This window comes from Zunongwangia sp. HRR-M8 (assembly GCF_027594405.1).
Lineage (GTDB): Bacteria > Bacteroidota > Bacteroidia > Flavobacteriales > Flavobacteriaceae > Zunongwangia.
In genome coordinates this window covers 1,171,873-1,198,433 of the sequence record NZ_CP115161.1, presented here as the reverse complement: position 1 = coordinate 1,198,433, position 26,561 = coordinate 1,171,873, and the positions used below count along the sequence as shown (strand labels likewise).

The window sequence follows — 26,561 nt, the reverse complement described above, 5'->3', positions numbered from 1 at the left end:
TAATTCTTAAGTTAAAGAATTCAGTTGACTTTCAATACATTTAAGGTATTAATTCCATCTCGCTTAACCAGATTGTACAAAGCTCTTTCCATTGATCGGTTAGTTTTGAAGCGTTATACATCCCAATGGCATGTCCTCCTTTAGGAAAAATATGCATACTGCCTGGTATTTTATTCTTCAACATTTCCTGATAAAACATCATACTGTTTATAGGGCTTACGGCTGAGTCATTTGCGGCGTGAACCAGAAAAGTGGGTGGCGTTTGTTTACTGACGTGAAATTGATTGGAATAGGCTCTAATTAGTGAGTCGTTGGGTTTTGTGCCCAGAAAATTTTCCCGACTCCCCTGGTGGGTATAATCACCTAAACTGATAACCGGAGAAACGAGGATCATAAAATCTGCTTTAAAATCAATCGTATCTAAAGTGTCGTCTATTTGTGAATAATCGGTAAAATGGGTACCTAGAGTAGCGGCAAGATGTCCACCGGCCGAACTTCCCATCAAACCCACTTTATCCACATCTAGAGACCATTCTATTGCCCTATGCCGAATAATTTTCAAAGCACGTTGCGCATCCTGAATGGGTCCTTGTTGTCTACTTTTAAGATCTGGAGACGTTGGGAGTCGATAAATTAATACAAAAGCGGTTATACCCTGGGTATTAAACCATTTAGCCAACTGAAAGCCGCCAAGATCATAGGTTAAATGATGATAACCGCCGCCGGGAAATATGACTACCGAAGTGCCATTGCGCTCTTCCGGCGGTGGAAAAAACGCATACATCCCAGGTGTTTTTACCTGAGTAATCCGTTGGCGTTCTTCCTGATGATCAAGGCTCATCCCTTTAGAATTAGGCATCGATCCTTCTGGCCAGAGATTTATATATTCCTGCGCATCAATTTTAAGGGATATCCATAATAAAACGCAAAACAGTATTGATTTTTTCATTTTTTAATTTCTTTTCCGGCAGCGGTGGGAATCCCTGCCTCATCATCTATGATCAGATTATCGACAAGCACTCCTTTAGTATTAGTGATTGTCATCCCGTTTGCTGCTTTTTTAACACGGATATTACTCAGTTGCACATTTTCAACCTTACTTTCTTTAAATCCCTGAATAACGACTGCCGTTCCCGTGGCTTCTTTGCATGTAATGTTATTGATATAAATATCGGAAATTTTTGAATTATATCCCTCACCTTCACCGTGATAGTATGAAGTGATATAAAAAAGATCTTCTGTTTTATCGAATTTCAGGTCATCGATATAAATATCTTTTATGTAACCGCCACGATCGGGATTGGTCTTAAAATAGATTCCGCGTTTTAGGTATCCGTGCGCTTTGCAATTTTGCACAAAAACATTCCGTACGCCAGCACTCATTTCGCTCCCAATTACAAAGGCATGAAGACCTTTCAGCAAACAGTTTCTCATCACAATATTTTCTGAAGGAGTTGCTGAATTGGCTCTGCCCTCATCATCTCTTCCGGCTTTTATCGCTACATTATCATCGCCGTTATCGAAAGTAACGTTTTCGATTAATACATCGCTGGTATATTCTAAATCGATTCCGTCATTATTACTATTGTGCGAATCGTACGACAATCCGCGTAAGGTTGCACTTTTACATTTTAATAAATGAACACACCAAAATGGAGCATTTTCAATTCGGATATCTTCAATTAAAATGCTTTCTGAATTTACCAACTGTAACAATTGTGGTCGTAAATAACTGCCTTCACCAAATTGCCGATCTTTCAGCGGAGTAGCATTATGATTCATTTCCCGACTTTTTTGCTTAGCAGGATCTTCTTTACTTTTCCAAGTTTGCCAAAATTCTTTTCCGTTTCCGTTTATGGTTCCCTTGCCGGTGATGGCGACATTTTTTAAATCTTTTCCGTAAATCAGCGGACTATAATTGTACAGCATCGTTCCTTCCCAACTAGTTAGCACCATCGGATAATCTTTTGGGTTTGTGCCGAAATTTAGCAATACGCCTTCAGCTAAATGAAGTTCCATATTACTAATTAAATGAATTGGCCCTTCCAATTGATATTCCCCTTTTGGAACCATTAATTTTCCGCCACCTTTTTTCTTGAGCGCTTTTATCGCTTTATCAAATGCTTTTTTACTGTCTTTTGTTGAATTGGGTTTCGCGCCATAATCTAATATGGAAACTTCAACTTCAGGAATTTCCGGCAACTGAATTCGGTTGACGATTTCGTCGATTTTATCCTGTTTTTCTTCAGAAGAAAGCTGTGCAAAATTCAGCAACGGAAATAAAACCAGTAAATAACAAGCAATTTTAGTTTTCATCCTCTAAAAAATCTTCACGTATAGGATTAAAAACATCGATTAGAACGCCAGGTTCTAAACATTCAGCCCCGTGTTCGGTATTTGGTAACACAAAAAAACCATCTCCGGCTTCTAATATTTTAGATTGGCCATTAATTGTAATTTTAAATTTCCCGGAAGCTACATACGATCCTTGTGTGTGAAAATGATCATGCAAATCTCCAATAGCACCTTTTTCAAATTTCACTTTCACTAACATTAATTGCGGATTGTAACCAATAAATTTTCGGGTAATTCCTTCTGCAGCGCGTTCCCAGTCTGTCTCGTTATCTTTGAAAAATAATGGTGGCGTGTACATTATAAAATTTCTTTTTTAAGGGTAGTTGGTTTGATATACTTCTTTAAAGGTAAATCTTTCTTGGCGATTTCTTTTAAAGCTAAAGTAGCTACTAAAGTTGCGCCTTTTTCAGAAAGGTGCGTATCATCATCTTTACGTTTTTTGTAATAGGCAACTTCACCCGGGGCAAAATGCAGATGTAAGCTTCTAGATTCCTCTTCTCCATATTTTTCTTCTAGCTGTTCAGTAAGCCATTGCATATCGATAAACGGCACATCTAAGTCTTTAGCAACCATTCTTACCACCAATGGATAGCTACCATGGGTATCTGCTAAAGTGCCGAATTCATTAAAATTTCTACGTACGATAGAACTCATTAATATTGGAGTTGCTCCTTTTTCTCGCGTTTCTTTTACATATTTTTCGAGATTGTAACGGTAGCCTGTAAAAGGATTGGTATAGCGATCTGGAGAATTTACTTTTTGGTCGTTATGACCAAACTGAATAATAACAAAATCACCTGGTTTTAATTTATCGTAAACCGTTTTCCATCGACCTTCACTTATAAAACTCTTACTACTTCTGCCATTCACCGCATGGTTTTCTATAGTAATATTATCGGTCATTAATTCCGGAAGCATTTGTCCCCAGCCGTGCTCCGGATTTTCTTCAGGATCTCTTTTGTCGGCCATAGTAGAATCTCCTATAAGATATAATGTTGGGGATTTTTGTGCAAATAATTGCACCGATAACAGCATTAAAAAACTAGCTAATAAAACTCTCATAATTTTTATTTTAAAATTCAAATGCCCCTAAATCGGGAGCGGTTCCATTAAATTCAATATTATCTATTGCAACTCCTGCATCAATCAAACTGCTTCCTGAAACTAGATGCATAAAATTGATTGCAGGCAAACTACCATCTGCTTGGCGAGTCGCTGTTAATTCTTCTACTACTAAACTTTCAAAATCATCTTCAGAAACAGAAAATCCGTTCATCCAACTATTGTTAGAAATATCTGTGGAAGTTGCTTTAAAACTATTGGTGCCATCTAAAGAAATAGAATTCTTTATAATTAATTTTTCAGCCGGATTCGTACTCCCAAAAGCATAATCTCTACCATTTAAATAAGCCGAACAATTGTAAATTTCAATTGTTCCTCGGTTACTATTATGATCGAATCCATCATAAATATTCCCCACCGATAAACATCGTATATATGTGGCATGATGTTTTAAATCTTTAGTATCACTACCACCGATTTTAAAACCGTTGCCATCTCCCAAACCTTTTGTGCCATCTTCTAAATAGCCATTTTTAATAGCCCAGCAATTTATGTAGGTAGTTGAAATATTATCGTTATTTCGTAAATAACCATCCCAACCATCATCTAAATTATTCCAGGCGCGACATCCCTGAAATATATTGCCGCTACCCGCAGTTAACTTACAAGCAAATCCGTCTGCATTTTCGATAGAAGAATCTGCATTAAAATACGAATCACAATTTACTATCAAATTATTTGCACCGCCATTGTCAATTTGCAGTCCGCTATCTTTATTTCTTAAAAAATCGCAAAATTCGATAATGTTATTACTGCCACTAATAAACATGCCATTATCGCCGGCTCCTTGAATTTTAAACCCTTTTATTTTCCAATAATCCTGATCGATGGTCCAACCTCGATTAGCACTATTTTCTTGCATTGCTGAAAAATCGATAACAGGTCGCTCAGTTTTTGCCAACACCACAATTGGTTCATTTTCTGTCCCGGAAGAAGAAATTTTTAGAGGTGTAGAAAATTCGTAAACTCCCGGAGCAACAATAATTGAATCTCCAGCTACAGCATCTTGTAATGCCTCTCTAAATTCTTGAGAAGTATTCACTAAAATTGCTGAAGAAGTCTCTGGATTTTCCGGAATTTCAGGAGTAGGCTCTTCCGTAGTTGAATCGTCGTCTGAAGAATTACAAGCTGTAATTAGGACTATGGCTATAAGCAATATTCTATAATTTATAAATAGTTTTCGCATATTACTTGCAGTTAATATTAGTTATTAGGAATCCAAGATTCGCAGTTTCCCGAGAATATATTTTCTAATGTATATTTTTTGATATCTTTTTTTGATAATTGGTGTGACCAGTTGACACGCTTTTGGGGAGCTGAGCCTTCACCTTTATTATTATATTCTGCGTAATAGGTAGTTTTTTCTTTTTTTGGAAACATCTTATCTCCCGTCCACGGATCCCAACCTTTTTCTACAATATGATCTCCTAAGGTTGCATTAATAAATACCGTTTTCGCATACGAACGCCAAGGTCTTCCTAAATACACTTTATCAATCCCTTCTTTCGCGATTAAATTACAGTTGAAAAACACATACCCAAATTCTTGATTTTGGGGTGTTGCTGCCGCAGTTATATAAGAATTATACAGACTTTTAATGGTACAATCTTCAAAAACACAAGTAGCTTCTCCGAAAATAAAATCGGTTGTTCCTTCTATATAACAATTTTTATAATATTGGCGACTGCCTTCTGTTGCTGTGTATAACGTATCTTGACAACCTAATAATTGACAATTTTCAGCAATAAAACGATCTCCTTCTACGTGAAGCGCTACTGCCTGACCGCGATCACACCACGTATTTTGAACGGTTAGATTTCTGAAATGAATATCGTCTCCCTGCACTAAAACGGTAGATGAAGTAAAGGTTGATAGTTCTTTACCGGTAACTGCATCGATTTTACCCGAATAATCGTTTCCTGTAATAATCGTTTTTTCTTTGCTCTCCCCTAACAATGTGAGTTGATGCTTCCAGCTGGGAATGACTAGTTTTTCTTTATAAGTTCCGTTTTTGATAAATATTTCAACTTCACCGGGACCTAAATCTCGGGTAGAATTTACCGCTTCTTGAATGGTTTTAAAATCGCCACTTCCGTCTTGAGCCACCGTTAATTTCAGATAGGGCTCTTTAGCGATAGCACATTGAACGATTAAAAATAAAGCGAATATGGGTAGTAATTTCTTCATCATTAATTTTTAAATATTTTGTTTAAAAAGGCAACGGTGTAATCTACCGTAGGCTCAAACCAAGGTTCTAATAACCAAAAAGAATGTGGAGAACCCTCCAACGTATGAACTTCAGAATAGATATGATTTTCATCTAAAATTTTAATCATATCGTCACGCCCCGCGTGAAATCTTGGCATCGAACTGTTGATAAATAAGGTTGGAGGCGTATTGGCGCCAACATATTCTAACGGTGATGCTTCTTTCCAGTTCTTATAATTTTCGTTTCGCATACCGCCTAACCAAAGTCCGGCAATTTCACCTTCAGCATCAGCTTCAGGATGTACAAATGAAACTATACCATCTACATTTACAATCGCTTGAACTGCTGAAGAAATTGCGTTATCTTTTTCGTTATACAATTCTGAATTAGGCGTTACCCCAACTAAAGTCGCTAATTGCGCTCCTGCGGAAGTTCCTAAAACTGAAATCTTATTAGGATTTAATTTATAAGTTTTAGCATTTTTTCTCATCCAACGTAATGCATCTTTTAAATCAATCACTCCGGCAGGATAAACAGCTTCCTGACTTAACCGATAAGAAGCGGTTACTGCAACAAATCCGTTATCAGCAAGATGTTGCGCCATAATTCGCTGATTTTCCTTACTACCGGAAATCCATCCGCCGCCGTGAATTAACAGCACACCAGGACAGTTTTTATCAGTTTTTTCTGAAGGATAATACACATCTAGTTTTAAAACTGATGTTGCTGTTTTTTTATATACAATGTCTTCTTCAGCTAAAAAATGCTTAGATTCCAAAGGCTCAATACCTTTGATAAATGGATAGTCTTTTTTAAATTTCTCTACAGTAGTAGCAATGGTATAGGGGCGCACTTCTACTTTTTTTTGAGCAAAAGCGCTACTCCCCATAACCAAAGTTACAAACACAACAATGAAATTTTTAATGCTATTCCTATACATTAGTTAGATTTTAGTAGGTATGTTTTATTTTTTTCGGTTTCCAAATCGTACACGTAATACGTTGGCAGTTGTAGACTTGAAAATTCAACTTTATCGGAAACTAGTGGTTTCTTAATTTCCGGTTTCCGGTAATAGCTGTTTTTACTTTCGCCTTTAGCCAATTTTAATTCTTTTCCATTTTCAGAAAACAATTTCACTTCAGAACGAATGCGACAAACTCCGCCATTTTTTGATTCAATTTTTACAACTTGAGGCTGACTATTTTTCCAATTAATAGCTACCTCAAAGCCACCTCGGGCTTTTAATCCTTTCATAGTTCCTTCTTTCCAAGAATCCGGTAAAGCCGGTAAAAGATGCAAAGCTTCATCTTGCGACTGCAACAGCATTTCTGCAATACCGGCGGTACAACCAAAATTTCCATCAATTTGAAATGGCGGATGAGCATCTAATAAATTAGGATATGTTCCGCCTTCTTCGGTTCCATCCTTTACTAGCGTAAGTTGCGTTTTAATTAGGTCGTAAGACCGATTTCCGTTTAGCAATCTAGCCCAAAAATTAACTTTCCAGCCCATAGACCACCCGGTAGATTTATCGCCACGATAAGTTAAGGTATTTTGTGCAGCCTGAAATAAATCCGGATTTTTAAACGGAGAAATTTGAGCTGATGGATGTAAACCATATAAATGCGAAATATGCCGATGATGATCTCCCTCTCGATCCCAATCTTTTATCCACTCTTGCAATTGTGAGATTTTCCCTATTTGCATTGGTGGTAAGCGCTTTCGCTTTGCTTCTAATTCTTTTCTAAATTCTTTATCCGTTTCTAAAATTTCTGAAGCTTTAATAGCGTTTGAAAACACATCGAAAACCAATTGATTATCCATCGTAGTACCGTAGCTTACTCCTACGCCATCCTGATATTTATTTTCCGGCGACATTGAAGGAGCAACCACTAACCATTGATTTTCCGGCTCTTCCTGTAACACATCTGCATAAAATCTGGCTATTCCTTTTAAGACAGGATAATATTCTGCTAAAAATTCTTTATCTCCGGTAAACAAATAATGTTGCCAAACGTGCTGGGTTAACCAGGCACCACCCATTGGCCACATTCCGTAAAAACCACCATCAATAATTCCCGTAACTCTCCATAAATCGGTATTGTGATGCATATTCCAGCCTCGTGCCTTATACATTTCTGTTGCACTTTCTTGACCGGTTTCTGAAAGTTCTTTAATCATTTTGAATAACGGCTGATGCAGTTCTGAAAGATTAGTTACTTCTGCCGGCCAATAATTCATTTCGGTATTAATATTTACGGTGTATTTGCTATCCCAAGGTGGCGTTAAATCGTGATTCCAAATCCCTTGAAGATTGGCAGGTTGCCCACCGGCTCTCGAACTAGAAATCAATAAATAACGACCAAACTGAAAATATAATGCCACTAAAGAAAGATCTTCTTCTGTAGCGAATTTCTGTAAACGTTCATCAGTTGGTAATTTCTGACTGTCGGTATTTTGATTCCCCAGATCTAAAGAAACACGATTAAACAAGGCTTGGTAATCGTTTATATGATCTTTTCTTAGCGTTGAAAAAGACTTCGATTTTGCTTTGTCTAGGAATTGTTGAGCTATTTTTTCAGGATCTCCTGATAGGTCTTGGTAACTTTTGAAGTTGGTTCCTATACTTACCAAAATAGTAACCTCATCGGCACCTTCAATACGTAAATGATCTTCATTTTCTATTAGTTTACCTGAGGTTAACTGCGGAAATGCAATCGACTGGAATTTTACTTTACCTGTTTTATTATCATAATCTCCTGAAATTCCTTTAAGAACTAAAGCATTGTCTTGAACGACTACTGAATTCTTTACCTGAGGTGTGGTATATTTTAAATTTAAAGAAATTTTCCCTTGTTCACTTGCACTTAGATGAATAAGCATCACTTGATCGGGATACGATACAAAGTATTCCCGTTTGTATTCGACTCCATTCAAAGTATAACTTGTGCTTGCCGTAGCGTTTTCAATATCTAGACTTCGTTTATAATTTTGAACATCATTATGATCAAAATCTAACCAAAGGCTACCTATGGTTTGATAAGGCATACCGTAATTATTATCTTCCGGAGGTCGACGTGGAAATGTTGCATTACTTAAATCCTGAGCTTCTTTGTATTTTCCGGCAAACAGTAATTTTCTAATTTCTTCAATATTAGCATAAGTTCCCTCCGGAACATTATTCCCCGGCTCACCTGCCCAAATGGTTTCTTCATTCAATTGAATTTGATCTTTGGCTGCATTTCCAAATATCATCCCTCCAATACGACCATTACCTATAGGCAAAGCCTCGTTCCAATTGTCTGCAGGCTCATCATACCACAACTGATTTTGATGCTGTGCCACCACAAGCTGAACACTCATTAATAGGATAAAAACGAACTTTAATTTCATTATTTAGTCTTTACTTTCTTTAATTCATTAAATACCAATTGCGCAACGGCCTCTGCTCCTTTGGGCTGAAAATGAGTATTATCATTCTGCCCGTCAGGATAAGCTTCGTACTTTCCTGCCGGCAAATTCATAAAGTAATTTTCAGATACAAAATCTTTGCCTTTCTTAGAAAAGTAATCCATCGACAACTGATTTAAATCAATTAGTTCTACATTCATCTCTTTGGCTACGTCTTTTGGCGCTTGATCGTATTCGCCGTGTACATTTTGTAGATGACCGTCTTCCCAAGGATAATTTCTAGCCACCGGAGTTAAGATGATAGGCGTTGCACCTTTCTCTCTAGTTTGATTTACATAAAGCCTTAAAAACTCTTTATAACCTTCAATATCTACATAACGTTCCGGTTTGTTTTCTGCGGCATCATTATGTCCAAATTGCATGATCACTAAATCGTTTTCTTTCAATTCTTCAAAAACGTTTCGCCATCTACCTTCCTGAAAAAAAGTTCGGGTACTACGGCCGCCACGCGCGCGATCATCTACAATAACTGAATCGGTATGGATAATATTCTTTACTTCGGCTAAACTATCTTTAACAAAAAACTGCTGAAAAACCTGTCCCCAACCGGTTACCGGATAGCGCGTTTGCATATAATCTTTACCGGGTTCGTAATCATCGGCATAATTTGCCATTGTAGAATCTCCTATTAGAAATATAGTTTGAGGATTTTCTTTTGTATTTTCCTCTTCTTGACTAACTTTTGGAGTGGAATCTTCTTTTTTTTCAGCACAGCCAAATGATAACATAGCTGTGCAAGCAATAATTGCAATTTTATTATAGTAATTCATCTTTTATTTTTTTATTCTGAAATATTCCACATCGGCATAACCGCCTCTTTTAGCATCTGCCGGACTTATACTGAAAAGGCCTACTTTGGCACCGATCCATTTTCCTACTCGGGCTTGAAAAGGCTTTCCTAATTTTTTATAATTTTTTCCATTCTCACTATATAAAAACTGACATTCTGCATTTGGAGCGCTAACTTCAACTTTTACATAGACCGTATTCGATTTCAGCTTTTTCTCTTCTAAAACGATCTCTTTGGCACCTTTATCTGCACTTATCGCTTCAGTTTGCTGCAAATAAAAATCTCCGTCTTTTTGAGTTATGGTTAAGGTAAAATAATCTCTCCCCATTACGATAAAGCCTGCTTTACGTTGCATTTCAGCATCTTCAGGAATTAAAGTAATTTTTGAACTCGCCGTAAACTCAGGTGCCGGAAATTTTTGTAACAATAAATTGGGAACATCCCAAAGATTTTTAGCGTCTTCAGGCTGAGCTATACTGAATAATCGCAAATAATCATTCCCTGGCAACTTGGCGTGCCATAGTATATTTGGATTCGCATTCCATTGCCATTGAATGCCTAAACTATCAGCCGTAAATTCATCGGTTTCCTTTGGTGTTACTATGGCATAAGATTTACCAACCTTTGGTTTTTGATGCTGAAGTACCGGCTCTCCGATCCCGTTACCATCCTGATCTTCGCCCATTACCGGCCAATCGTTTTTCCAGCTCATAGGTTGCAAATGCACAATTCTTCCATAAGCATCTTTATCTTGAAAATGGTAAAACCAATCTTCACCTTTCGGAGTTTCTACCCAAGCGCCCTGATGCGGACCATTAATTTCGGTTTTTCCTTGTTCCAATACCACTTTTTCTTCATAAGGTCCGTAAATATTTTTTGACCGAAGAATTAACTGCCAACCGGTAGCTACGCCACCTGCGGGAGCGAAAATGTAATAATAGCCATTTCGTTTATAAAATTTAGAACCTTCTACGGTAGGATGATCTTCGTGACCATCGAAAACATGACGTCCTTCATCTAACACTTGAGTGCCGTCTGGAGACATTTTATGTACGGTTAATAAACTTTTTACACCGGCACGACTTCCTGCCCAAGCGTGAACTAAATAAGCTTTACCGTCTTCATTCCAAAGCGGACAAGGATCGATAGCGCCTTTGGCTTCCATTACCAAAACAGGCGCTTCCCATTCGCCAGCCGGATCATCGGTTTTCACCATATAAATCCCAAAATCGGGATCACCCCAATAAATATAAAATTCGTTATTATGATAGCGAATTGCCGGTGCCCAAACGCCATTCCCGTGTTGTGGTGTTTCAAAATGTGCTACCGGAACCTGTTTAGGAAGTGCATAATTAATTAACTCCCAATTCACCATATCTTTAGAATGTAAAATTGGTAATCCTGGAGCTGCATTAAAACTAGAAGCCGTCATATAATAATCGTCGCCTGCTCTAGTTACATCTGGATCTGAATAATCTGAATGCAGAATCGGATTCTTATAGGTACCATCGCCTTGATCGGATACCCAGACTTCAGAAACGTAATTATCATTTTGTTGTGCCAAAACGCAACCGGCAGTGAATAACAATAAATATAGTGGTAAAAACTTCATTTTTAATTACTTATTTAATTCTAAACTAGCCATAATAAATGGTCCGGTTCCTTTTGGATCATTAGAACGGATTTCTTCATTTACATAATATTCAAACGAAGCATCTCGATACGGGTCTCCGCCAAGACCTGCTACCGCACAACATTGATTTAAGTTCACAGTCCCATCGTCTTCAACAGTTATCAAATTATTTATAATTCCTTGATACGTTTTTTCAGCTTCGTCTAAATACTTTTCAGGTAAATATCCTTTATTGGCTCCTTTAGCAAAAGTATAAGCAAACATTGATGAGCCTGTAGCTTCAATATAATTGCCCTCTTTATCAGCTTTATCTAACACCTGATAGTAAAGTCCGGTTTCTTGATCCTGAACTTTTAGTAAAGCTTCAGCATATTGGTTTAAATAACCGATTATTCTTTCTCTCCCAGGGTGATCTTCTGGTAAATAATCTAAAACATCTACCATCGCCATACCGTACCAGCCCATTGCTCTGGACCAGAAGTTAGGTGAAGTACCGGTTTCATTATTTGCCCATTTCTGCTCTTTACTTTCATCCCAACCGTGATATAATAATCCAGTTTCTTGATCTAAAGTATGTTTTTGAATTAAATCAAATTGACGTACAATTTCATCATAAGCCTTTTCAGCTTTTTCTCCTTCAGAAAACATTTTAGTATAATGCGTATAAAAAGGTTCTGCCATATATAAACCGTCTAGCCACATTTGATGTGTGTAACGTTTTTTATGCCAAAATCCACCATCGGAAGTTTTAGGCTGCCCAGCAAGTTGTTTTCTTAAAGTATCTGCGGCTTTTTTGAAGCGTTCTTCTTTAGTTTTTGGATATAAGTACAATAAAACATCTCCAGATTTTATCATATCGAGATTATACTTTTCTATATCGTAGGTTTTTATGTTACCGTTTTCTTCGATAAGTTCATCGGCATAATCATACATATAATCGTAATATTTTTCTTTTTGTGTTTGTTCATATACTCTCTGTGCTGCGGTTAACACCAATCCGTTCGTATAACTCCACCTTGGTTTATCTACGAAATCAAGTTTCGATGCTTCGGGAAATCTTTTTATTTCAGAAAGCATCATACGTTCTGACCATTTAAGATCTTCAGAAATTTCTTTTGCTGGAACCTCTTTCTTTGATTCAGCATCCTCTTTAGAACTATTTTCATTTTTACAAGAAAACATTCCAAATAAAATCAAAGCTATAACTGCCGAACTTATAATTATGCTATATTCTTTCTTTTTCATCTTAATATAATTTACCGTTTTCCTGAAGCTTGTTTAAATGCTCATCAAGACTTTTCATGAAGTCTTCTTTATTTTGTATTCCGTTTTTTTCCTGCTCCCAAGCAGCTAGGATGTAATAATTGATATCTTTCGTAGTAGGTTTAAAAATAACCAGGTGATCATGAGGTCCATCCTGAACCTTTTCAATTTCTGAAGTTTTATAGAAAATTGCCATTCCTAAATGGTCTTCATCACTCACCAAAGTTTGAGTGCCATAGGTTGCGATATAACCCCATTCTCCATCTTGACTTTTCTTTTCGACTAGATCAATATCCTCAAATTTCACGATTCCAGTAGTTAATCCATCAATTTCAGTAGAAGGAGTCAAGCTAATTTTGCTAAACCTTCCTTCTGGATAAATCGTAAATTTAGTATCAAGATCAATTGTATCCTCTCCTGTTTTCCATCCATCATAATCGATCATCACCGACGAACTTGCAGACGAATTTTCTACGGAAGCAATGGTTTTTTCAACATTTCTAAAATGAGCTACTGAATCGTTCATAAACCTTCCGTAACCGCCAAGACCTACAGATTTTCCAGCTTTAAGAATATCCTGTCCCCACCCTGAATCATGGTGATAATCCTCATAGTTTTCCTGGCCTACATAAGGTAAAACAATGGTATCTGTTTTCTTTCCCCAAATATCAATCGCATTTCGCCAATCTAAATAAAATCGAAATCCAACCTGACTGTTTTCCCATCCCGGACCTTCATACCGAATATAATACGCATGATCGGAATGCCCCTCAGGAAGTTGAAGTGAATCTACATTTTCGAATTCACCTCCGCCAAATTTTTTCGGTTCCCAGTTATCTCCTTTTCTAATGGAAAGCTCTGCGTAGGTTTTTGCATTTTTATCAGGTTTTTGCCAACTGGTTTCTTTGGCTTCTACTGTGGTTTCATTTTGATTGTCAGCTTCTTTTTTTTCTTCTTTACATGCGGTAAAAAATAAGGCTGAAGCCATAAATGTTGGTAGGATAATTCTCTTCATAATTTTTTCGGTTTTTAGTTTTATAAATAGCCAAAGAGAAGCTTTAAAATTCAAAGCTTCTCTTCTGACTAACCAATCAACTTAAAAATAAAATCTAAACATGTACTAACTATTGATATGCCGGATTTTGTGGAAATTCATTATTTTGATTAAGATCTAATGCTGATTGAGGTATTGGTCTTAGAATTTTCAACTCTCCATTAGCTCCGCTGAAATTCGACGTCTCTATAAGGTAATGATACCTAGAAGCTCTATCTACCAAAGTTCCTGTTCTTTTAAGATCAAACCACCTATGATATTCCCCTAAAAGCTCTCGACCTCTTTCATCTAAAATATAATCAATATCAAAATCAGATAATAAAGCATCTTCTACTCCTGCTCTTTCTCTTACTGCGTTCAATCTTTCTAGGCCAGTCGTTGCATCGCCAGATTGCAAATAGGCTTCTGCAGCTACAAGATATGTTTCTGCCAGTCTAGAAATTACAATATCATTTCTATTTGTACTAATTCCGAAAGGTGCTTCTGGATCGTCAAATTTCTTAACTGGTATCGTTTGATAATCATTAGAAGGATTTACTGAAGGCACATAACTTCCGTAATCATGATATACGGCATCTGGATGCTCTTCTAAATAAGCCTGCTTAAAATCATCTGTATCATTCCAACTTGCCTCATAATAATGTTGTACTGGTAAACCTTCATAATCATCGGTTTCATAAAAAGCAAAATATGGATCGTATACTTCGGTCATAAAGGTTGTATACCATCTATCATCATCTTCAGTAAATAAATCTATAGCGTATTGTGTAGGACATAGCGTATAAGTTCTATAAGGTGCTTCACCAGCTATTTCCGATCCTCCTTGATATGGGCCAAAATACGAAGATTGTCTATGTCCTAATTCAAAAGGATCTGTACTAACAGAACTTTCGTCATACTGTACAGAAAATATAGTTCCTTGTTTAATGGAATAATCAGGAGTCCAAAGTTCAGCAAAAGAAAGACTTAATTCTTCCCCATTTATGGCCGCATCTGCATACTCTGCTGCCTGCGTAAAATCAGTTGAACTTCCAAAATCTTCGTACGCTCTGGTAAGATATACCTTCGCTAATAAATCCCTTACTGCTCTTTTGTTTACCCTCCCATTATAAGGGTTGTCGTCTACCATTTCAAGACTTTCTTCCAGTTCAGCGATGATAAAACTATAAACCTCTTCAGCCGAATTACGATCAAATTCTAACTTACGCTCTTGTATATAATCTGTAATTAAAGCAACACCTCCGTAAGTTTGAACCAGTAAAAAATATGAATTTGCTCTTAAAAACTTTATAGCTCCAATTTGTTGAGATAGCTCTGAAGATTGCTCTGTTAAATCTCCATAGTAGACTCCCATATTAGCAGTTTGTATGGCTTTGTAACAAACATTATATAAATGACCTACACCATCAGAATTAGAATTAAGTTGTGTATATCTACTTAAACCTGGTGGCTCATTCTCACGTCCTTCAGCATACATATCTGTTCCTGCAGCAAAAAGCCAAGGCTCACCTCCATAAATTTCTCTTAAGAATCCATAATTAGCATTTACCAGCAAATTATATCCTTCAGTTGTTAAATAAAAATCTGTTGTTTCGTTGGATCTATTATCTTCTTCTAAATAATCCTGACATGATATCAAAATCATGGAAAATAATAGAAAGCTGATTTTATATATTTTATTCATCTCCTAAAAATTTAAATTAAATCCTAACTGATATGTAACCGAACTAGGCCTACCTGTATTTAAAGATGCTCCGGCCCACTCTGGATCATATCCCTCATAATCTGTAAACACAAATGGATTTAAAACATTCGCATAAACCCTTAATTTTTTAAGGTTCAAATTATCTAGCATTTTATCAGATATATTATATCCTAAACCTATGTTTTTGACTTTTACGAAAGATGCGTCGTGATAATATCCAACTCCATCATTTCTCCAGAAGGAACCTTCATTTCTCGCCTGTGGATATGTATTAGATACTTGCGCAGGAATACCTGCATCGTTCTCTGGAATATACCAATTCACATCTAATTTTTGGCGACCACGATCTCTTACATCTGCAAAATTAGAGTGGAAATTACTGTACACTAACACACCCTGATTAGTGATTAAAGATGCGGATAGATCCCAGTTTTTATATCTAAAATTGGTAAATAAACTCCCTGACCAATCTGGATTTGAAGATCCAAGAATAATTCTATCTTCTGGAGTATAGCGGCCATCATTATTAACATCTACCAATTTCTCTTGTCCTTCTTCCATACCATAACCAGCAGCTTCGTCGACTTCATCTGCCTGCCAGATACCATTAAACTTATAATTATAATGCGCATCTATAGACTCTCCTATAAACAAGTTATTTCCAATATCATCTACCTGATCCTGACCATAAATTGATTCAATAGCATTTACATTTCTAGTAAAAGTGAAATTTGTGGTCCAGCTAAAATCTGATGTTTGAATGTTTCTGGTCGTTAATGCAATTTCTACCCCTTTATTACTTACCGAGCCTATGTTTGCCGTAATATTATCCCATCCACTTTCTAATGGCAATTGTTGCTCTAATAATAGATCGTCTGATAGTTTATCGTAATAATCTATACTACCCTCGATTCTATTATTCAGGAATCCAAAATCTATCCCAAAATTAACTTCTCGGGTTTTTTCCCATTTTAAAAATGGATTCGCTAAAGATCCCGGAACCCAACCTGTAGTTACCTGACCGCCGAAATCATAGAAATATCGAGAATCTAAGGTATTAATTGTTGAATATGGAGCAATAATATTATTTCCTGTAAATCCATAACTTACTCTCAACTTAAGAGTTGAAATAGCGTCTACATCTTTAAGAAAGTTTTCCTGCTTTAATTTCCATGCTAATGCTCCAGAAAAAAAGCTATCCCAATTATCTGCTAGCAAAGACGAACCATCCCATCTAGCTGAAGCGGTTAGCAAATACTTATCCATAAGCGAATAATTGGCTCTTAGAGCATAAGATGCCAACGTTTGTTTCTGGTAATTAGAATTCATATCATAAGTACCAGGATCACCACTACCAATGTTATAAAATTTAGTTTCGAATGGAATTCTTCTAGCAGACTGAGAGGATGTTTCTCCTTCCGCAGAATAAAGACTAAATAATCCAAGTAAATTAATATTATGATCCTCATTAAAGGTCTTTGAAATATTAAATTGGTTGTCCCAAGTATAGTTGAAGTTTTCTCCATTCTGTATCTGAGCAGAAGGTAGATTATCATTATCAATACCTACAGCTGTTTGTGCACCCCAAGATCTTCCAATTCTGTAATTTTCAATTCCTGTTGAAAAAGTTGTTTTTAATTCTAACCATTCTAACGGATCATATTGAAAATAAGTGCTAGAAAGTATATTCCAGCTTTTATTAACATCGGTGGTATTATTTATATTCAGAATAGGATTGTACGTACTTGTTTTATTGATTAAAAAGTTTCCGTCGTTATCCTGAAGTTTTCCTGGTAATGGATAAAGTTCGCCATCCAATCCATACGGACTCAAATAAGGATTCAATCTAAAGGCATCACGCATGGCAACATCACTTCCGAAGTTTTGTTCCAATAAAGTAATGGTAAGATTAGTACCGTAAGATACTTTATCAGTTACCTGATGATTAATACCTAATTTAAGAGTATATTTTTCTAAACTCTCATTTTCGATATTTCCGGTCTCTTTTTGATAACCCAAACCTAAATTATATCCTAAACCGTTTTCTGATCTTCCCGATACATTCAAATAATGATTTTGTTGAATTCCGGTTTGAAGCACCTCATCATACCAATCGAACGATTCCCCATCTGCCACTCTTCGAAATAACTCATCATTTTGTCCACCGGCTGATACAGCATCCCTTAGCGTCTCTGGTGTAACTGTTCCCGTTAACGGATCTTTAGCTGCGGTTGGTAAGTAAGCCGATTGATGATATCTCCACCATTTTTCAGGAGACATTAGTTCAGGCAAACGAGTAACTTCACGTACACCAACAAAATTATCGAAAGAAACATTGAAGCCAGCTTTTGCTCCCGCTCCATCCTTAGTGGATATAATCACTACTCCGTTTGAACCTCTGGAGCCATAAATCGCTGTTGATGACGCATCCTTTAGGATATCCATTCGCTCAATATCCTGAGGATTTAAAAAATCAATACTATTTGTAGGAACTCCATCTACAACGTATAGAGGAGAAACATTTCCGCTAATAGAGTTTTTTCCACGAATAGTAATATCAAAACCATCTCCTATTCTACCGGTAGAAGTGCTAATCTGTACTCCTGGGACATTTCCCTGTAAAGCCTCTAGAGGATTTGTCATATTCCTTTCTGCTAAGTCTTCACCTCCTACCGTTCCTACTGAACCGGTTAAATCGGTTTTCTTTACCTTACCGTAACCTACAACTACAACATCACTTAATGCCTGAACATCGTCCTGCATTTGAATATCAATAGTTGATCTTCCATCCACTTCAATCGTTTTCGTTGTAAAGCCTATATAACTTACAGTTAGTGTTGCGTCTGATGGAGCTTCTATTGTAAAATTCCCATCAAAATCTGATACCGTAGCGTAATTTGTTCCTTCTACAAAAATATTCACCCCCGAAAGAGGAATACCATCTGCTTCGGAGCTTACGGTACCGGATATTGTTTTTAAATCCTGCGCATAAATTTCATTGGAAATTCCAATGGACAGGATTAAAAAAAACATCGTTAGATAATTTCTAAAGTTCGTTTTCATTATTCATCCAAGTATTTAGAATTAGTATTCGATTCGTTACTTATTTCAAGTCTGATTCCTATTCCATTTTTGAACCGTTTATAGTTACATTTTCGTAATTAACAGGATCAGCATCGGTAATTTTTGTAGTAGTTTCTGCTCCTTTAATGGTTATATTCTTCAGATTAATATTCGAAATTTTTGAACCTTCACGTCCAATAATTAAGATTCCATATTTTCCTGCATTCTCAACATTAATATCTTCTAAGTATATATTAGAAATATTTGGAAAGAATTCACCCTCCTGATTATCGTAGATTCCATAATGAAGATTCACTTTTAGCATTGCTTCTTTTACTTGTCCTACTTCAATATTTTTAACATAAACTCCATCTACAAAACCACCTCTTAAAGTGTTTGTCTTTATACGAATCGCACGATCCAAATTAGGGCTATCCATAGTACAATTCCGAACGAAAACATTGCGAACACCAGCAGAGATTTCACTTCCCATAACAACACCTCCATGGCCATCCTTCATATTACAGTCTTCAACAACAATATTTTCACTAGGAATAGCGACACGCCTACCATCATTATTTCGGCCAGATTTTATAGCTATACAATCATCACCTGTGTTAAATAAACAATTTTTAATATGTACATTTTTGGCATACTCTGGATCACATCCATCGTTATTAGGGCCATGACTATTCACCGTTACGCCATCTACAGTAACGTTGTTCGATTTTATTGGATGCATTACCCAAAAAGGGGCGTTAGTAAAAGTTACATCCTTAACTAGAACGTTTTCGCAACCAAAAGGCTGAAAAAAAGTTGGACGCAGTTGGTGACCTTTTCCAAACTTTCGTTCTGAAACAGGCGTATTTTCCTCATTCATTCTTCTTAGTGCGGGTAGATTGTGATCTTGCTTTTGATGTGCTTCACCTTCCTTATGTCCATAACGCTCTGCACCAGACCATGGCCACCAATTATCGTTATCGGCTTGACCGTTAAATGTTCCCTTTCCAGTAACAGCAATATTTTCCTGTTCGAAAGCATAGATTAAAGGAGAATAATTCATTAATTCTACACCTTCATACGAGGTATGTACTGCCGGCAGATAATCGTTTGCATCTTTACTAAACAAAACCTCTGCTCCTTCATTTAAATGTAAATTTACATTACTTTTTAGATGAATGGGACCTGTGAGATATTTTCCCTCGGGAACGATAACTTTACCTCCTCCTGCTTCATTACAAGCTGCAATCGCTTTTTTAAATGCTTCTGAATTATTAGTTGTACCATCTGCAACCGCTCCATATTCCGTAATATCAAACAATTGATCTTGAAACTGAGGAACAGTAATATCTGCGATAATTTTATCTGCTTTTTTCCAAACATCAGATTCTGATATTTCGTCTTTAATATCCTCTTTTTTCTTTTTTTTCTCGGTATTGGTTTTACAGGCCATAAAAGCCGTAATAATCGTGAAAACTAAAAGCAGTTTTTTCATATAATTATCTTTATTATGTTTTGTAATCGATTGCACTAAAATATAAAACCTTTATCAATTAACATAATTTATAGTCTTAAAACTAAGAAAAACTAAAAATCATAGCTAACGAAATGTGGTATTAATATTATTAAGTTTAATTTATTGCAAAATTCAATTAGAAATCAATAATATTAGAAACCGAAAACTTAGAAACTTCCTCTTTGGATAATTTTCTCGCCCATTTCACTCGGTCACCATCGGCTCCAGGATAACAGATTTGAGATAGCAATAATTAGCTCCAAATGCAATATATTGAATTTTGTAATCGATTGCACTAAATTATAGATTAATTATCAATAACCAAATAAAAACTTAAAAAATATAACAAAATATAAAAAATATTTTTTCATATTATGATTTACCTAAGCTTAATACCTTTATATTACCAATATCGGAATCCTTATATTTTAATTCTTATTCCTATATTGTGCCTCGTAAAGCAAGAACTGTAATCTTTTAAAGTGAATCCCTGAATGGCAGAGAAAGTTACCATTTATGATATTTCCAAAAAACTAAAAATTAGTGCAGCAACTGTTTCTAGAGCGTTGAATGACAATCCCAAAATTAGTCAGAAAACTCGAGAACTAGTTATGGAAACCGCAGCAGCGATGAATTATAAACAAAATCGACTTGCTCAGGCATTAAAAAGTGGACGTACAAATAATGTTGGAGTTATTGTTCCTTATATAAACCGTAGTTTTTTCTCTAGTGTGATACGTGGTATTGAAGAAGAATTATCGCCTCACGGTTATCATGTCATCATCTGCCAAACACATGAAGATATTCGTAATGAGGTTAAACAAATAGATACTTTATTGAACACACAGGTTGATGGAATTTTTATGTCTGTCGCAAAAACTACTCAGGATACTTCTCATATAAAGAAAGCAATTGCCGAAAATACACCTTTGATCTTTTTTGACCGTAAAAAAGATGTAGAAGGTTTAAGCTCTGTAGTTATAGATGATTTTAAAGGAGGCTATTTAGCTACCGAACATCTTATAAAACAAGGTTGTAAAAAAATAGCCCATTTTTCTGGAGACTTGAATTTAGAAATTTACAAGAATAGACACGAAGGTTATCTAAAAGCACTTAAGGATCATAAGATTACACCTTTAAAAAGGTTTAGTGTTCAGGTAAATAGTAAATTAGAATCTGGGGCTTCAGCAATTAAAGATTTATGGGAATTTGATGAAAAGCCCGATGCTATTTTTTCTTCTAGTGATTATGCGGCTTTAGGTGCCATTCAGGAATTAAAAGCAAATAGAATTAAAATACCTGAAGAAGTATGTGTGGTTGGTTTCAGTAACGAGCCTTTTACAAAATACATGGAACTACCAATTACCTCTGTAGATCAAACCCCACTTGAAATGGGTAAAATTGCAGCTCAGGTTTTCTTAGAACAAACAAAAGAGAGCCAGACACTTACTACAGAAAAGAAAGTTGTGCTGGCTCCCGAACTTTATATTAGAGATTCTTCTAATAGAAAATTATAAAGAAACTCCACGTTTCCATGGAATAAAGTCATTTTGATTATTTTGATCTGCTTTTGAGGTGATCTCGCCACTAGCAACATCAATTATATATTCCAAAATTTCTTCTCCCATCTCTTCGATCGTTTTTTCTCCCTTAATCACCGCTCCGCTATCAATATCAATAATATCAGGCATTCGGGCTGCTAAAATTGAGTTTGATGAAAGTTTAATTACAGGTGCTATTGGATTTCCTGTTGGCGTTCCTAAACCAGTGGTAAAAACAACCACATTAGCACCAGAACCTACCATGGCCGTAGTACTTTCAACGTCGTTCCCCGGTGTACACAATAAGTTTAATCCCGGTTTAGTCACATATTCTCCGTAATCTAAAATATCCTGAATAGGTGAAGTTCCTCCTTTTTTGGCAGCTCCGGCAGATTTCATCGCATCAGTAATCAAACCATCCTTGATATTTCCCGGAGATGGATTCATATCGAAACCAGATCCAGAAGCTTCGGCAGCATCTTCGTAAGCTCGCATTAATTCAAGAAAACGCTTGGCTTTTTCATCATCAACAATTCTATTTACCAATTCTTGTTCTACTCCGCACAATTCCGGAAATTCAGATAAAATAGGTGAACCGCCTAAGGCTGCCAATAAATCTGACGCGTAACCTAAAGATGGATTTGCTGAAATTCCTGAAAAACCATCAGATCCACCACATTCTAAACCTAATTTAAGCTTTGATAATGGTGCTGGTTTTCGTTGAATTTCGTTTGCTTTTTTAATACCTTCAAAAGATTCTCGGATAATTTTATTCAGCATATCATCAATAGTGCCCTCTTGCTGCTGCTCGTAAATTAATACCGGTTTTTTCAAATCTGGATTTATAGCATCCAAAGCTTTCTGAAAAATATCAATTTGTAAATTTTGGCAGCCTAAACTTAGCACAGTTGCTCCCGTAACATTTGGGTTATTTACGTATCCTGCCAAAAGTTTCGATAAAGCAACAGCATCTTGGCGTATACCCCCGCAACCTCCTTGATGTGTTATAAAACGAACATTTACATTACTAAAAACCTTTTCTTCCTTTTCGCTTTCCTCTTCATTAAAATCTATATCGTTACCACTAATAAGATTTCTCAACAATTTTCGCTGCTTGGTAGCCTTATGAAGGGATAATTCTTTTTCAAAAACATCTTTCAATAATTCCACATTACGATTTTCGCAAAAAACCAAAGGAAAAAATAACCACGTATTCGCTGTTCCCACCTGTCCATCTTCACGATGATACCCCATAAAGGTTTTATCTTTCCATTTAGAAATGTCAGGTTTTTTATAACTTGTACTTTCGGTTTTACCGGTGGTTATACTCGCTTGATGTTTTACATTATCTACTGTAAGTACATCCCCTCTCTTAATGCTGCTAGTGGCTTTTCCTACCAAGACTCCATACATAAAGATTTTACTTTCTGGTTCCAAATCAACCATCGTGATTTTATGCTTCGCTTTTACATCAGAAAGTATAATTACATCTTCGCCCTCAAAATTTATCTTATCACCCTGCCATAGATCTATTAAAGCAATAGCTACATTATCGTCTGGATGTACTTTAATTAATTTATTCTTCATTTCTCCTAAGATTTAAGCTGAATAAGCACTATACTGTAGCTTTTTCAATAAAATTTTTATATCCTTCTTCTATACCTTTAGTTTCAATCAATTCTAAAGCTAAGGCGATGTTGTCTTGTAAATCTGGAACTGTCGTTAAATCTATGTCCCAAAATTTTTCATTTTTCAATATTTCCCTGCTAATTTCCTGATAACTGTGCATTTCCCAAACTCGTTTGAGTTCAGCAACCACCGCATCATCATCATTAATTGGCAAAGTATGATTATTCCATTCACCTCTATAAAATCTTATTAAACAAGCAAATGCAAAAGTAAGATGCAAAGGTAATCGATTACAATCTTTCTGGAAAGCTAATAAACTAGGTAATACTCTAACTCTAAATTTTGAAATGGAGTTTAAAGCGATACTCGCCAATTGGTGCTTGATAAAAGGATTTCTAAAACGATCTAAAACTTCTTCAGCAAAAGCTTTTAACTCCTCCTCAGACAATGATAGTGTTGGGATTATTTCTTTAAAAATTGCTTCTTTTACAAAGGCTCCTGTAAAATCATGATCTACAGTTTCTTTAACGGTTTCATTTCCGAAGAGAATAGAAAAAGGAACCATCGTGGTATGCGCACCATTTAAAATTCGAACTTTTCTTGTTCGATAGGGCTGCATATCTTCTACAACGATTATATTTTCGTCTATTTTATCAAATGGAATTTTGGCTTTTAAAGCTTCTCCTCCTTCGATTACCCAAAGTAAAAATACTTCTGCGGAAACAATTAATTTATCCTCAAACTGAAGTTCACTTTGATACGCATCAATATCAGCTTTAGGATACCCGGGAACAATTCGATCTACTAAGGTGTTGTGAAAACTATTACTGTTGTTGATCCAAGCTACAAAATCGGCTTCTAATTTCCATAATTCTGCATAATGAAGTATAATTTTCTTTAAAGTATCGGCATTATAATTTATTAATTCACAAGGAATAATCGTTAATCCTTTAGCTGAATCCCCGCCAAAATGCTTAAACCTTCTATACAATAAAGCGGTTAATTTTGCTGGAAAACTTTTATGTGGTGTTCCTTCCAGAGTATCGCTTTCATCATAAGCAATACCGGCTTCTGTAGTATTAGAAATTACGAATTCTAAAGTTTCTTCTTCCGCTAGCTTTAAATAATCTTCGTAATTTTTATAAGGATTTATTCCTTTCTGAATACAAGAAATAGTTCGTTGCTCCTGAATTTCCTTGCCTTGCTTCACTCCCTTCATAAACAGGTTATATAACCCGTCCTGCTCGTTCAGCATTTCTACCAACCCGCCAGCTAAAGGTTGAATTACAGCTACACCCGCGTTGAAATCGGCTTCTTTATTTAATTTATCTATTACAAAATCTACAAAGGCTCTCAAAAAGTTTCCTTCGCCAAACTGAACTACCTTTATTGGTAAAGTCGTTGTTAGATTTGCATTTTTTCGGTTTAATTTTTCCATGTTAAAATCTTATTTTATTCAAATAATTTTGGCAGCCAAAGGCTAATTTCTGGGATATAAGTCACTAATAATAAAACAATAAACATAACCACATACAATGGTAATAAAGGTTTCATTACTTTTTGTATGGTCGTCTTCGCTACTCCTACCCCAATAAAGAGTACGGCCCCTACTGGCGGTGTACATAATCCAACGCATAAATTCATTACCATAATCATCCCGAAATGCACAGGATCTACGCCTAAATTCTGCATAACAGGAAGTAAAATTGGCGTAAAAATTAATACGGCCGGCGTCATATCCATAAACGTTCCTACAAAAAGTAAAAGCAAATTGATTATAATAAGAATCACATATTTATTCTCGCTTAAGCCTAGTAATAGATCACTAACTGTCTGTGGAATATTTTCAAAAGACATTACCCAGCTCATACTCATAGATGTTGCAATAAGTAATAATACAATTGATGTAGTTCCTACTGAACTTAGAAAGATATCATAAAGCTTTTTGAGATTTATTTCACGATAAATAGTTGCAAGAATCAAGGTATAAAGCACGGCAATTCCTGAAGCTTCTGTAGCTGTAAAAATTCCGGAGACAATTCCTCCAATTACAACCACCAATAATAACAAACTAGGTAAAGCATCCAGAAAAGTTACCGTAATCAACTTAAAACTAGACTTTGTACCGGGTGGATATTTTTTCTTTTTAATCCATACGGAAGCAACAAGCATTAACGCTAATCCCATCAAAATTCCTGGAATGTATCCCGCCAAAAACAAACTTGCAATAGAAACTCCACCACTTGCTAGCGAATAAACAATTAAGACATTTGAAGGTGGAATAATCAATCCCGTTGTCGATGCAGTTACATTTATCGCTGCTCCAAACTCTTTAGAATAGTTCTCTTTTTCCATTGGCGGCCCTAAAATTCCTCCAATAGCAGAAGCTGCTGCAACTGCAGATCCAGAAATGGCTCCAAATAACATCGCAGCAATCACATTTACGTAAATTAAACCACCAGGCAGGGAGCCTATTAAAGCTTTCGCAAATTTAATTAAGCGATTCGCGATTCCCCCCTGATTCATTATTTGTCCCGCCAGAATAAAAAACGGGATAGCTAATAGCGAAAAGCTATCTAGGCCTGTTGCCATCCGTTGGGACACTGTAGTAAAAGAAGCTATTGGATCGATAGAAAATAAAATCGTCACCAAACACGAAATCCCAATAGACCAGGCTACAGGCACTCCTATACTTAACAAGATCACAAACGAAATGACCAATATGAGTATTTCTGTAATCATAATAAGTATTTTTTAGGATTAAAAATTTCGTTCAGCTTATAAATAATAATCAGCGCGCCACTTAATGGTATTACCGTATACACTACCGATAATGGTAAATGTAAAGCTGCGGAATCCTGACCGAGTTCTATATTCATTAATACTAAATTTCCTCCTCCGATAATCAATACCGTCACACAGAACAGAATTATTAGAATGTTTATAAAAATCATTAATTTAACTCTGTTGTCCGGATTTAATTTTGGTGGTAAAATATTGATTGCTAAATGTTCTTGCTGTCCAGAGGCATAAGCCGCGCCAAGTAAACCAATCCAAATTAAGAGATATCGAGCGATTTCTTCGGTTACTGAACTGGGATTTTGTAAAACGTACCTTGAGAAAACCTGCCACAAAACGGCAATTACTATCAAGGTCATTAAAAACACCAAAACGCCTCCCAGTAGTTTGTCTAATACTTTTTTCATAATT

The 26,561-nt window shown here is 36.0% G+C and carries 20 protein-coding genes; 1 reads left to right on the top strand and 19 read right to left on the bottom strand.

Annotated features, from left to right (window positions below; genetic code table 11):
* Positions 1 to 40: 40 nt before the first annotated feature.
* The 15 genes from PBT89_RS05175 to PBT89_RS05105 all read right to left on the bottom strand — a co-directional run bounded on the left by PBT89_RS05175 (position 41) and on the right by PBT89_RS05105 (position 20,160).
* Positions 41 to 949, bottom strand: a complete 909-nt coding sequence (locus PBT89_RS05175) for an alpha/beta hydrolase (RefSeq protein WP_270063691.1) — start codon at positions 947 to 949, stop codon at positions 41 to 43.
* On the bottom strand, positions 946 to 2,316 hold the full coding sequence (locus PBT89_RS05170; RefSeq protein ID WP_270063690.1) for a glycoside hydrolase family 28 protein: 1,371 nt from the start codon (positions 2,314 to 2,316) through the stop codon (positions 946 to 948). The genes PBT89_RS05175 and PBT89_RS05170 overlap by 4 nt, the downstream gene beginning before the upstream one ends.
* Entirely contained in the window at positions 2,306 to 2,653 is a 348-nt protein-coding gene (locus tag PBT89_RS05165; protein WP_270063689.1) for a cupin domain-containing protein, read from the bottom strand. Before PBT89_RS05165 ends, PBT89_RS05170 begins: the two co-directional genes overlap by 11 nt.
* Positions 2,653 to 3,417 carry a rhamnogalacturonan acetylesterase gene (locus tag PBT89_RS05160; RefSeq protein WP_270063688.1) on the bottom strand — a complete coding sequence of 255 codons (765 nt, stop codon included), beginning with the start codon at positions 3,415 to 3,417 and terminating at the stop codon, positions 2,653 to 2,655. Before PBT89_RS05160 ends, PBT89_RS05165 begins: the two co-directional genes overlap by 1 nt.
* Positions 3,418 to 3,427: 10 nt before the next feature.
* Complete coding sequence (locus tag PBT89_RS05155) at positions 3,428 to 4,663, bottom strand: right-handed parallel beta-helix repeat-containing protein (protein ID WP_270063687.1); 1,236 nt, start codon at positions 4,661 to 4,663, stop codon at positions 3,428 to 3,430.
* A 17-nt stretch (positions 4,664 to 4,680) separates the two neighbouring features.
* Positions 4,681 to 5,667, bottom strand: a complete 987-nt coding sequence (locus PBT89_RS05150) for a pectinesterase family protein (RefSeq protein WP_270063686.1) — start codon at positions 5,665 to 5,667, stop codon at positions 4,681 to 4,683.
* On the bottom strand, positions 5,667 to 6,626 hold the full coding sequence (locus tag PBT89_RS05145) for an alpha/beta hydrolase (protein WP_270063685.1): 960 nt from the start codon (positions 6,624 to 6,626) through the stop codon (positions 5,667 to 5,669). The genes PBT89_RS05150 and PBT89_RS05145 overlap by 1 nt, the downstream gene beginning before the upstream one ends.
* Positions 6,626 to 9,079 carry a glycoside hydrolase family 95 protein gene (locus tag PBT89_RS05140; RefSeq protein ID WP_270063684.1) on the bottom strand — a complete coding sequence of 818 codons (2,454 nt, stop codon included), beginning with the start codon at positions 9,077 to 9,079 and terminating at the stop codon, positions 6,626 to 6,628. The genes PBT89_RS05145 and PBT89_RS05140 overlap by 1 nt, the downstream gene beginning before the upstream one ends.
* A complete protein-coding gene (locus PBT89_RS05135; RefSeq protein ID WP_270063683.1) occupies positions 9,079 to 9,927 on the bottom strand; it encodes a rhamnogalacturonan acetylesterase in 849 nt (282 codons plus the stop codon). The genes PBT89_RS05140 and PBT89_RS05135 overlap by 1 nt, the downstream gene beginning before the upstream one ends.
* Before the next feature lie 3 nt (positions 9,928 to 9,930).
* Positions 9,931 to 11,559 (bottom strand): glycoside hydrolase family 43 protein, encoded by a 1,629-nt coding sequence (locus PBT89_RS05130; protein WP_270063682.1) that lies wholly within the window; start codon positions 11,557 to 11,559, stop codon positions 9,931 to 9,933.
* A 6-nt stretch (positions 11,560 to 11,565) separates the two neighbouring features.
* Positions 11,566 to 12,825 carry a glycoside hydrolase family 88/105 protein gene (locus PBT89_RS05125; RefSeq protein ID WP_270063681.1) on the bottom strand — a complete coding sequence of 420 codons (1,260 nt, stop codon included), beginning with the start codon at positions 12,823 to 12,825 and terminating at the stop codon, positions 11,566 to 11,568.
* Between the two features lies 1 nt (position 12,826).
* Positions 12,827 to 13,858, bottom strand: a complete 1,032-nt coding sequence (locus PBT89_RS05120; RefSeq protein WP_270063680.1) for a DUF4861 family protein — start codon at positions 13,856 to 13,858, stop codon at positions 12,827 to 12,829.
* A gap of 109 nt (positions 13,859 to 13,967) precedes the next feature.
* Complete coding sequence (locus PBT89_RS05115; protein ID WP_270063679.1) at positions 13,968 to 15,581, bottom strand: RagB/SusD family nutrient uptake outer membrane protein; 1,614 nt, start codon at positions 15,579 to 15,581, stop codon at positions 13,968 to 13,970.
* A gap of 3 nt (positions 15,582 to 15,584) precedes the next feature.
* On the bottom strand, positions 15,585 to 18,665 hold the full coding sequence (locus tag PBT89_RS05110) for a SusC/RagA family TonB-linked outer membrane protein (protein WP_270063678.1): 3,081 nt from the start codon (positions 18,663 to 18,665) through the stop codon (positions 15,585 to 15,587).
* 58 nt (positions 18,666 to 18,723) lie between these two features.
* Entirely contained in the window at positions 18,724 to 20,160 is a 1,437-nt protein-coding gene (locus PBT89_RS05105; protein ID WP_270063677.1) for a glycoside hydrolase family 28 protein, read from the bottom strand.
* A gap of 515 nt (positions 20,161 to 20,675) precedes the next feature.
* Between PBT89_RS05105 and PBT89_RS05100 the strand changes: the two genes are divergently transcribed.
* Entirely contained in the window at positions 20,676 to 21,698 is a 1,023-nt protein-coding gene (locus PBT89_RS05100; protein ID WP_270063676.1) for a LacI family DNA-binding transcriptional regulator, read from the top strand.
* On the opposite strand, the gene PBT89_RS05095 is transcribed toward PBT89_RS05100, so the two are convergent.
* From PBT89_RS05095 to PBT89_RS05080, 4 genes are read right to left on the bottom strand one after another with little or no spacing between them, the layout of a single operon-like run.
* On the bottom strand, positions 21,693 to 23,309 hold the full coding sequence (locus tag PBT89_RS05095; protein ID WP_270063675.1) for a UxaA family hydrolase: 1,617 nt from the start codon (positions 23,307 to 23,309) through the stop codon (positions 21,693 to 21,695). The genes PBT89_RS05100 and PBT89_RS05095 overlap by 6 nt on opposite strands.
* Before the next feature lie 28 nt (positions 23,310 to 23,337).
* Positions 23,338 to 24,789: a tagaturonate reductase gene (locus PBT89_RS05090; protein ID WP_270063674.1), complete on the bottom strand. Its 1,452-nt coding sequence runs from the start codon at positions 24,787 to 24,789 to the stop codon at positions 23,338 to 23,340.
* 14 nt (positions 24,790 to 24,803) lie between these two features.
* Positions 24,804 to 26,093, bottom strand: a complete 1,290-nt coding sequence (locus PBT89_RS05085) for a TRAP transporter large permease (RefSeq protein WP_270063673.1) — start codon at positions 26,091 to 26,093, stop codon at positions 24,804 to 24,806.
* Positions 26,090 to 26,557, bottom strand: a complete 468-nt coding sequence (locus PBT89_RS05080) for a TRAP transporter small permease (protein ID WP_270058805.1) — start codon at positions 26,555 to 26,557, stop codon at positions 26,090 to 26,092. Before PBT89_RS05080 ends, PBT89_RS05085 begins: the two co-directional genes overlap by 4 nt.
* Positions 26,558 to 26,561: the final 4 nt, after the last annotated feature.

What these genes read in the sequence shown, in the direction of transcription:
- PBT89_RS05135 (WP_270063683.1), bottom strand. Translation starts at nt 9,927, where the DNA reads ATGAATTACTATAATAAAATTGCAATTATTGCTTGCACAGCTATGTTA.
- PBT89_RS05130 (WP_270063682.1), bottom strand. Translation starts at nt 11,559, where the DNA reads ATGAAGTTTTTACCACTATATTTATTGTTATTCACTGCCGGTTGCGTT.
- PBT89_RS05095 (WP_270063675.1), bottom strand. Translation starts at nt 23,309, where the DNA reads ATGAAGAATAAATTAATTAAAGTACATCCAGACGATAATGTAGCTATT.
- PBT89_RS05160 (WP_270063688.1), bottom strand. Translation starts at nt 3,417, where the DNA reads ATGAGAGTTTTATTAGCTAGTTTTTTAATGCTGTTATCGGTGCAATTA.
- PBT89_RS05105 (WP_270063677.1), bottom strand. Translation starts at nt 20,160, where the DNA reads ATGAAAAAACTGCTTTTAGTTTTCACGATTATTACGGCTTTTATGGCC.
- PBT89_RS05115 (WP_270063679.1), bottom strand. Translation starts at nt 15,581, where the DNA reads ATGAATAAAATATATAAAATCAGCTTTCTATTATTTTCCATGATTTTG.
- PBT89_RS05150 (WP_270063686.1), bottom strand. Translation starts at nt 5,667, where the DNA reads ATGATGAAGAAATTACTACCCATATTCGCTTTATTTTTAATCGTTCAA.
- PBT89_RS05085 (WP_270063673.1), bottom strand. Translation starts at nt 26,093, where the DNA reads ATGATTACAGAAATACTCATATTGGTCATTTCGTTTGTGATCTTGTTA.
- PBT89_RS05145 (WP_270063685.1), bottom strand. Translation starts at nt 6,626, where the DNA reads ATGTATAGGAATAGCATTAAAAATTTCATTGTTGTGTTTGTAACTTTG.
- PBT89_RS05120 (WP_270063680.1), bottom strand. Translation starts at nt 13,858, where the DNA reads ATGAAGAGAATTATCCTACCAACATTTATGGCTTCAGCCTTATTTTTT.
- PBT89_RS05170 (WP_270063690.1), bottom strand. Translation starts at nt 2,316, where the DNA reads ATGAAAACTAAAATTGCTTGTTATTTACTGGTTTTATTTCCGTTGCTG.
- PBT89_RS05155 (WP_270063687.1), bottom strand. Translation starts at nt 4,663, where the DNA reads ATGCGAAAACTATTTATAAATTATAGAATATTGCTTATAGCCATAGTC.
- PBT89_RS05090 (WP_270063674.1), bottom strand. Translation starts at nt 24,789, where the DNA reads ATGGAAAAATTAAACCGAAAAAATGCAAATCTAACAACGACTTTACCA.
- PBT89_RS05125 (WP_270063681.1), bottom strand. Translation starts at nt 12,825, where the DNA reads ATGAAAAAGAAAGAATATAGCATAATTATAAGTTCGGCAGTTATAGCT.
- PBT89_RS05140 (WP_270063684.1), bottom strand. Translation starts at nt 9,079, where the DNA reads ATGAAATTAAAGTTCGTTTTTATCCTATTAATGAGTGTTCAGCTTGTG.
- PBT89_RS05165 (WP_270063689.1), bottom strand. Translation starts at nt 2,653, where the DNA reads ATGTACACGCCACCATTATTTTTCAAAGATAACGAGACAGACTGGGAA.
- PBT89_RS05175 (WP_270063691.1), bottom strand. Translation starts at nt 949, where the DNA reads ATGAAAAAATCAATACTGTTTTGCGTTTTATTATGGATATCCCTTAAA.
- PBT89_RS05110 (WP_270063678.1), bottom strand. Translation starts at nt 18,665, where the DNA reads ATGAAAACGAACTTTAGAAATTATCTAACGATGTTTTTTTTAATCCTG.
- PBT89_RS05080 (WP_270058805.1), bottom strand. Translation starts at nt 26,557, where the DNA reads ATGAAAAAAGTATTAGACAAACTACTGGGAGGCGTTTTGGTGTTTTTA.
- PBT89_RS05100 (WP_270063676.1), top strand. Translation starts at nt 20,676, where the DNA reads ATGGCAGAGAAAGTTACCATTTATGATATTTCCAAAAAACTAAAAATT.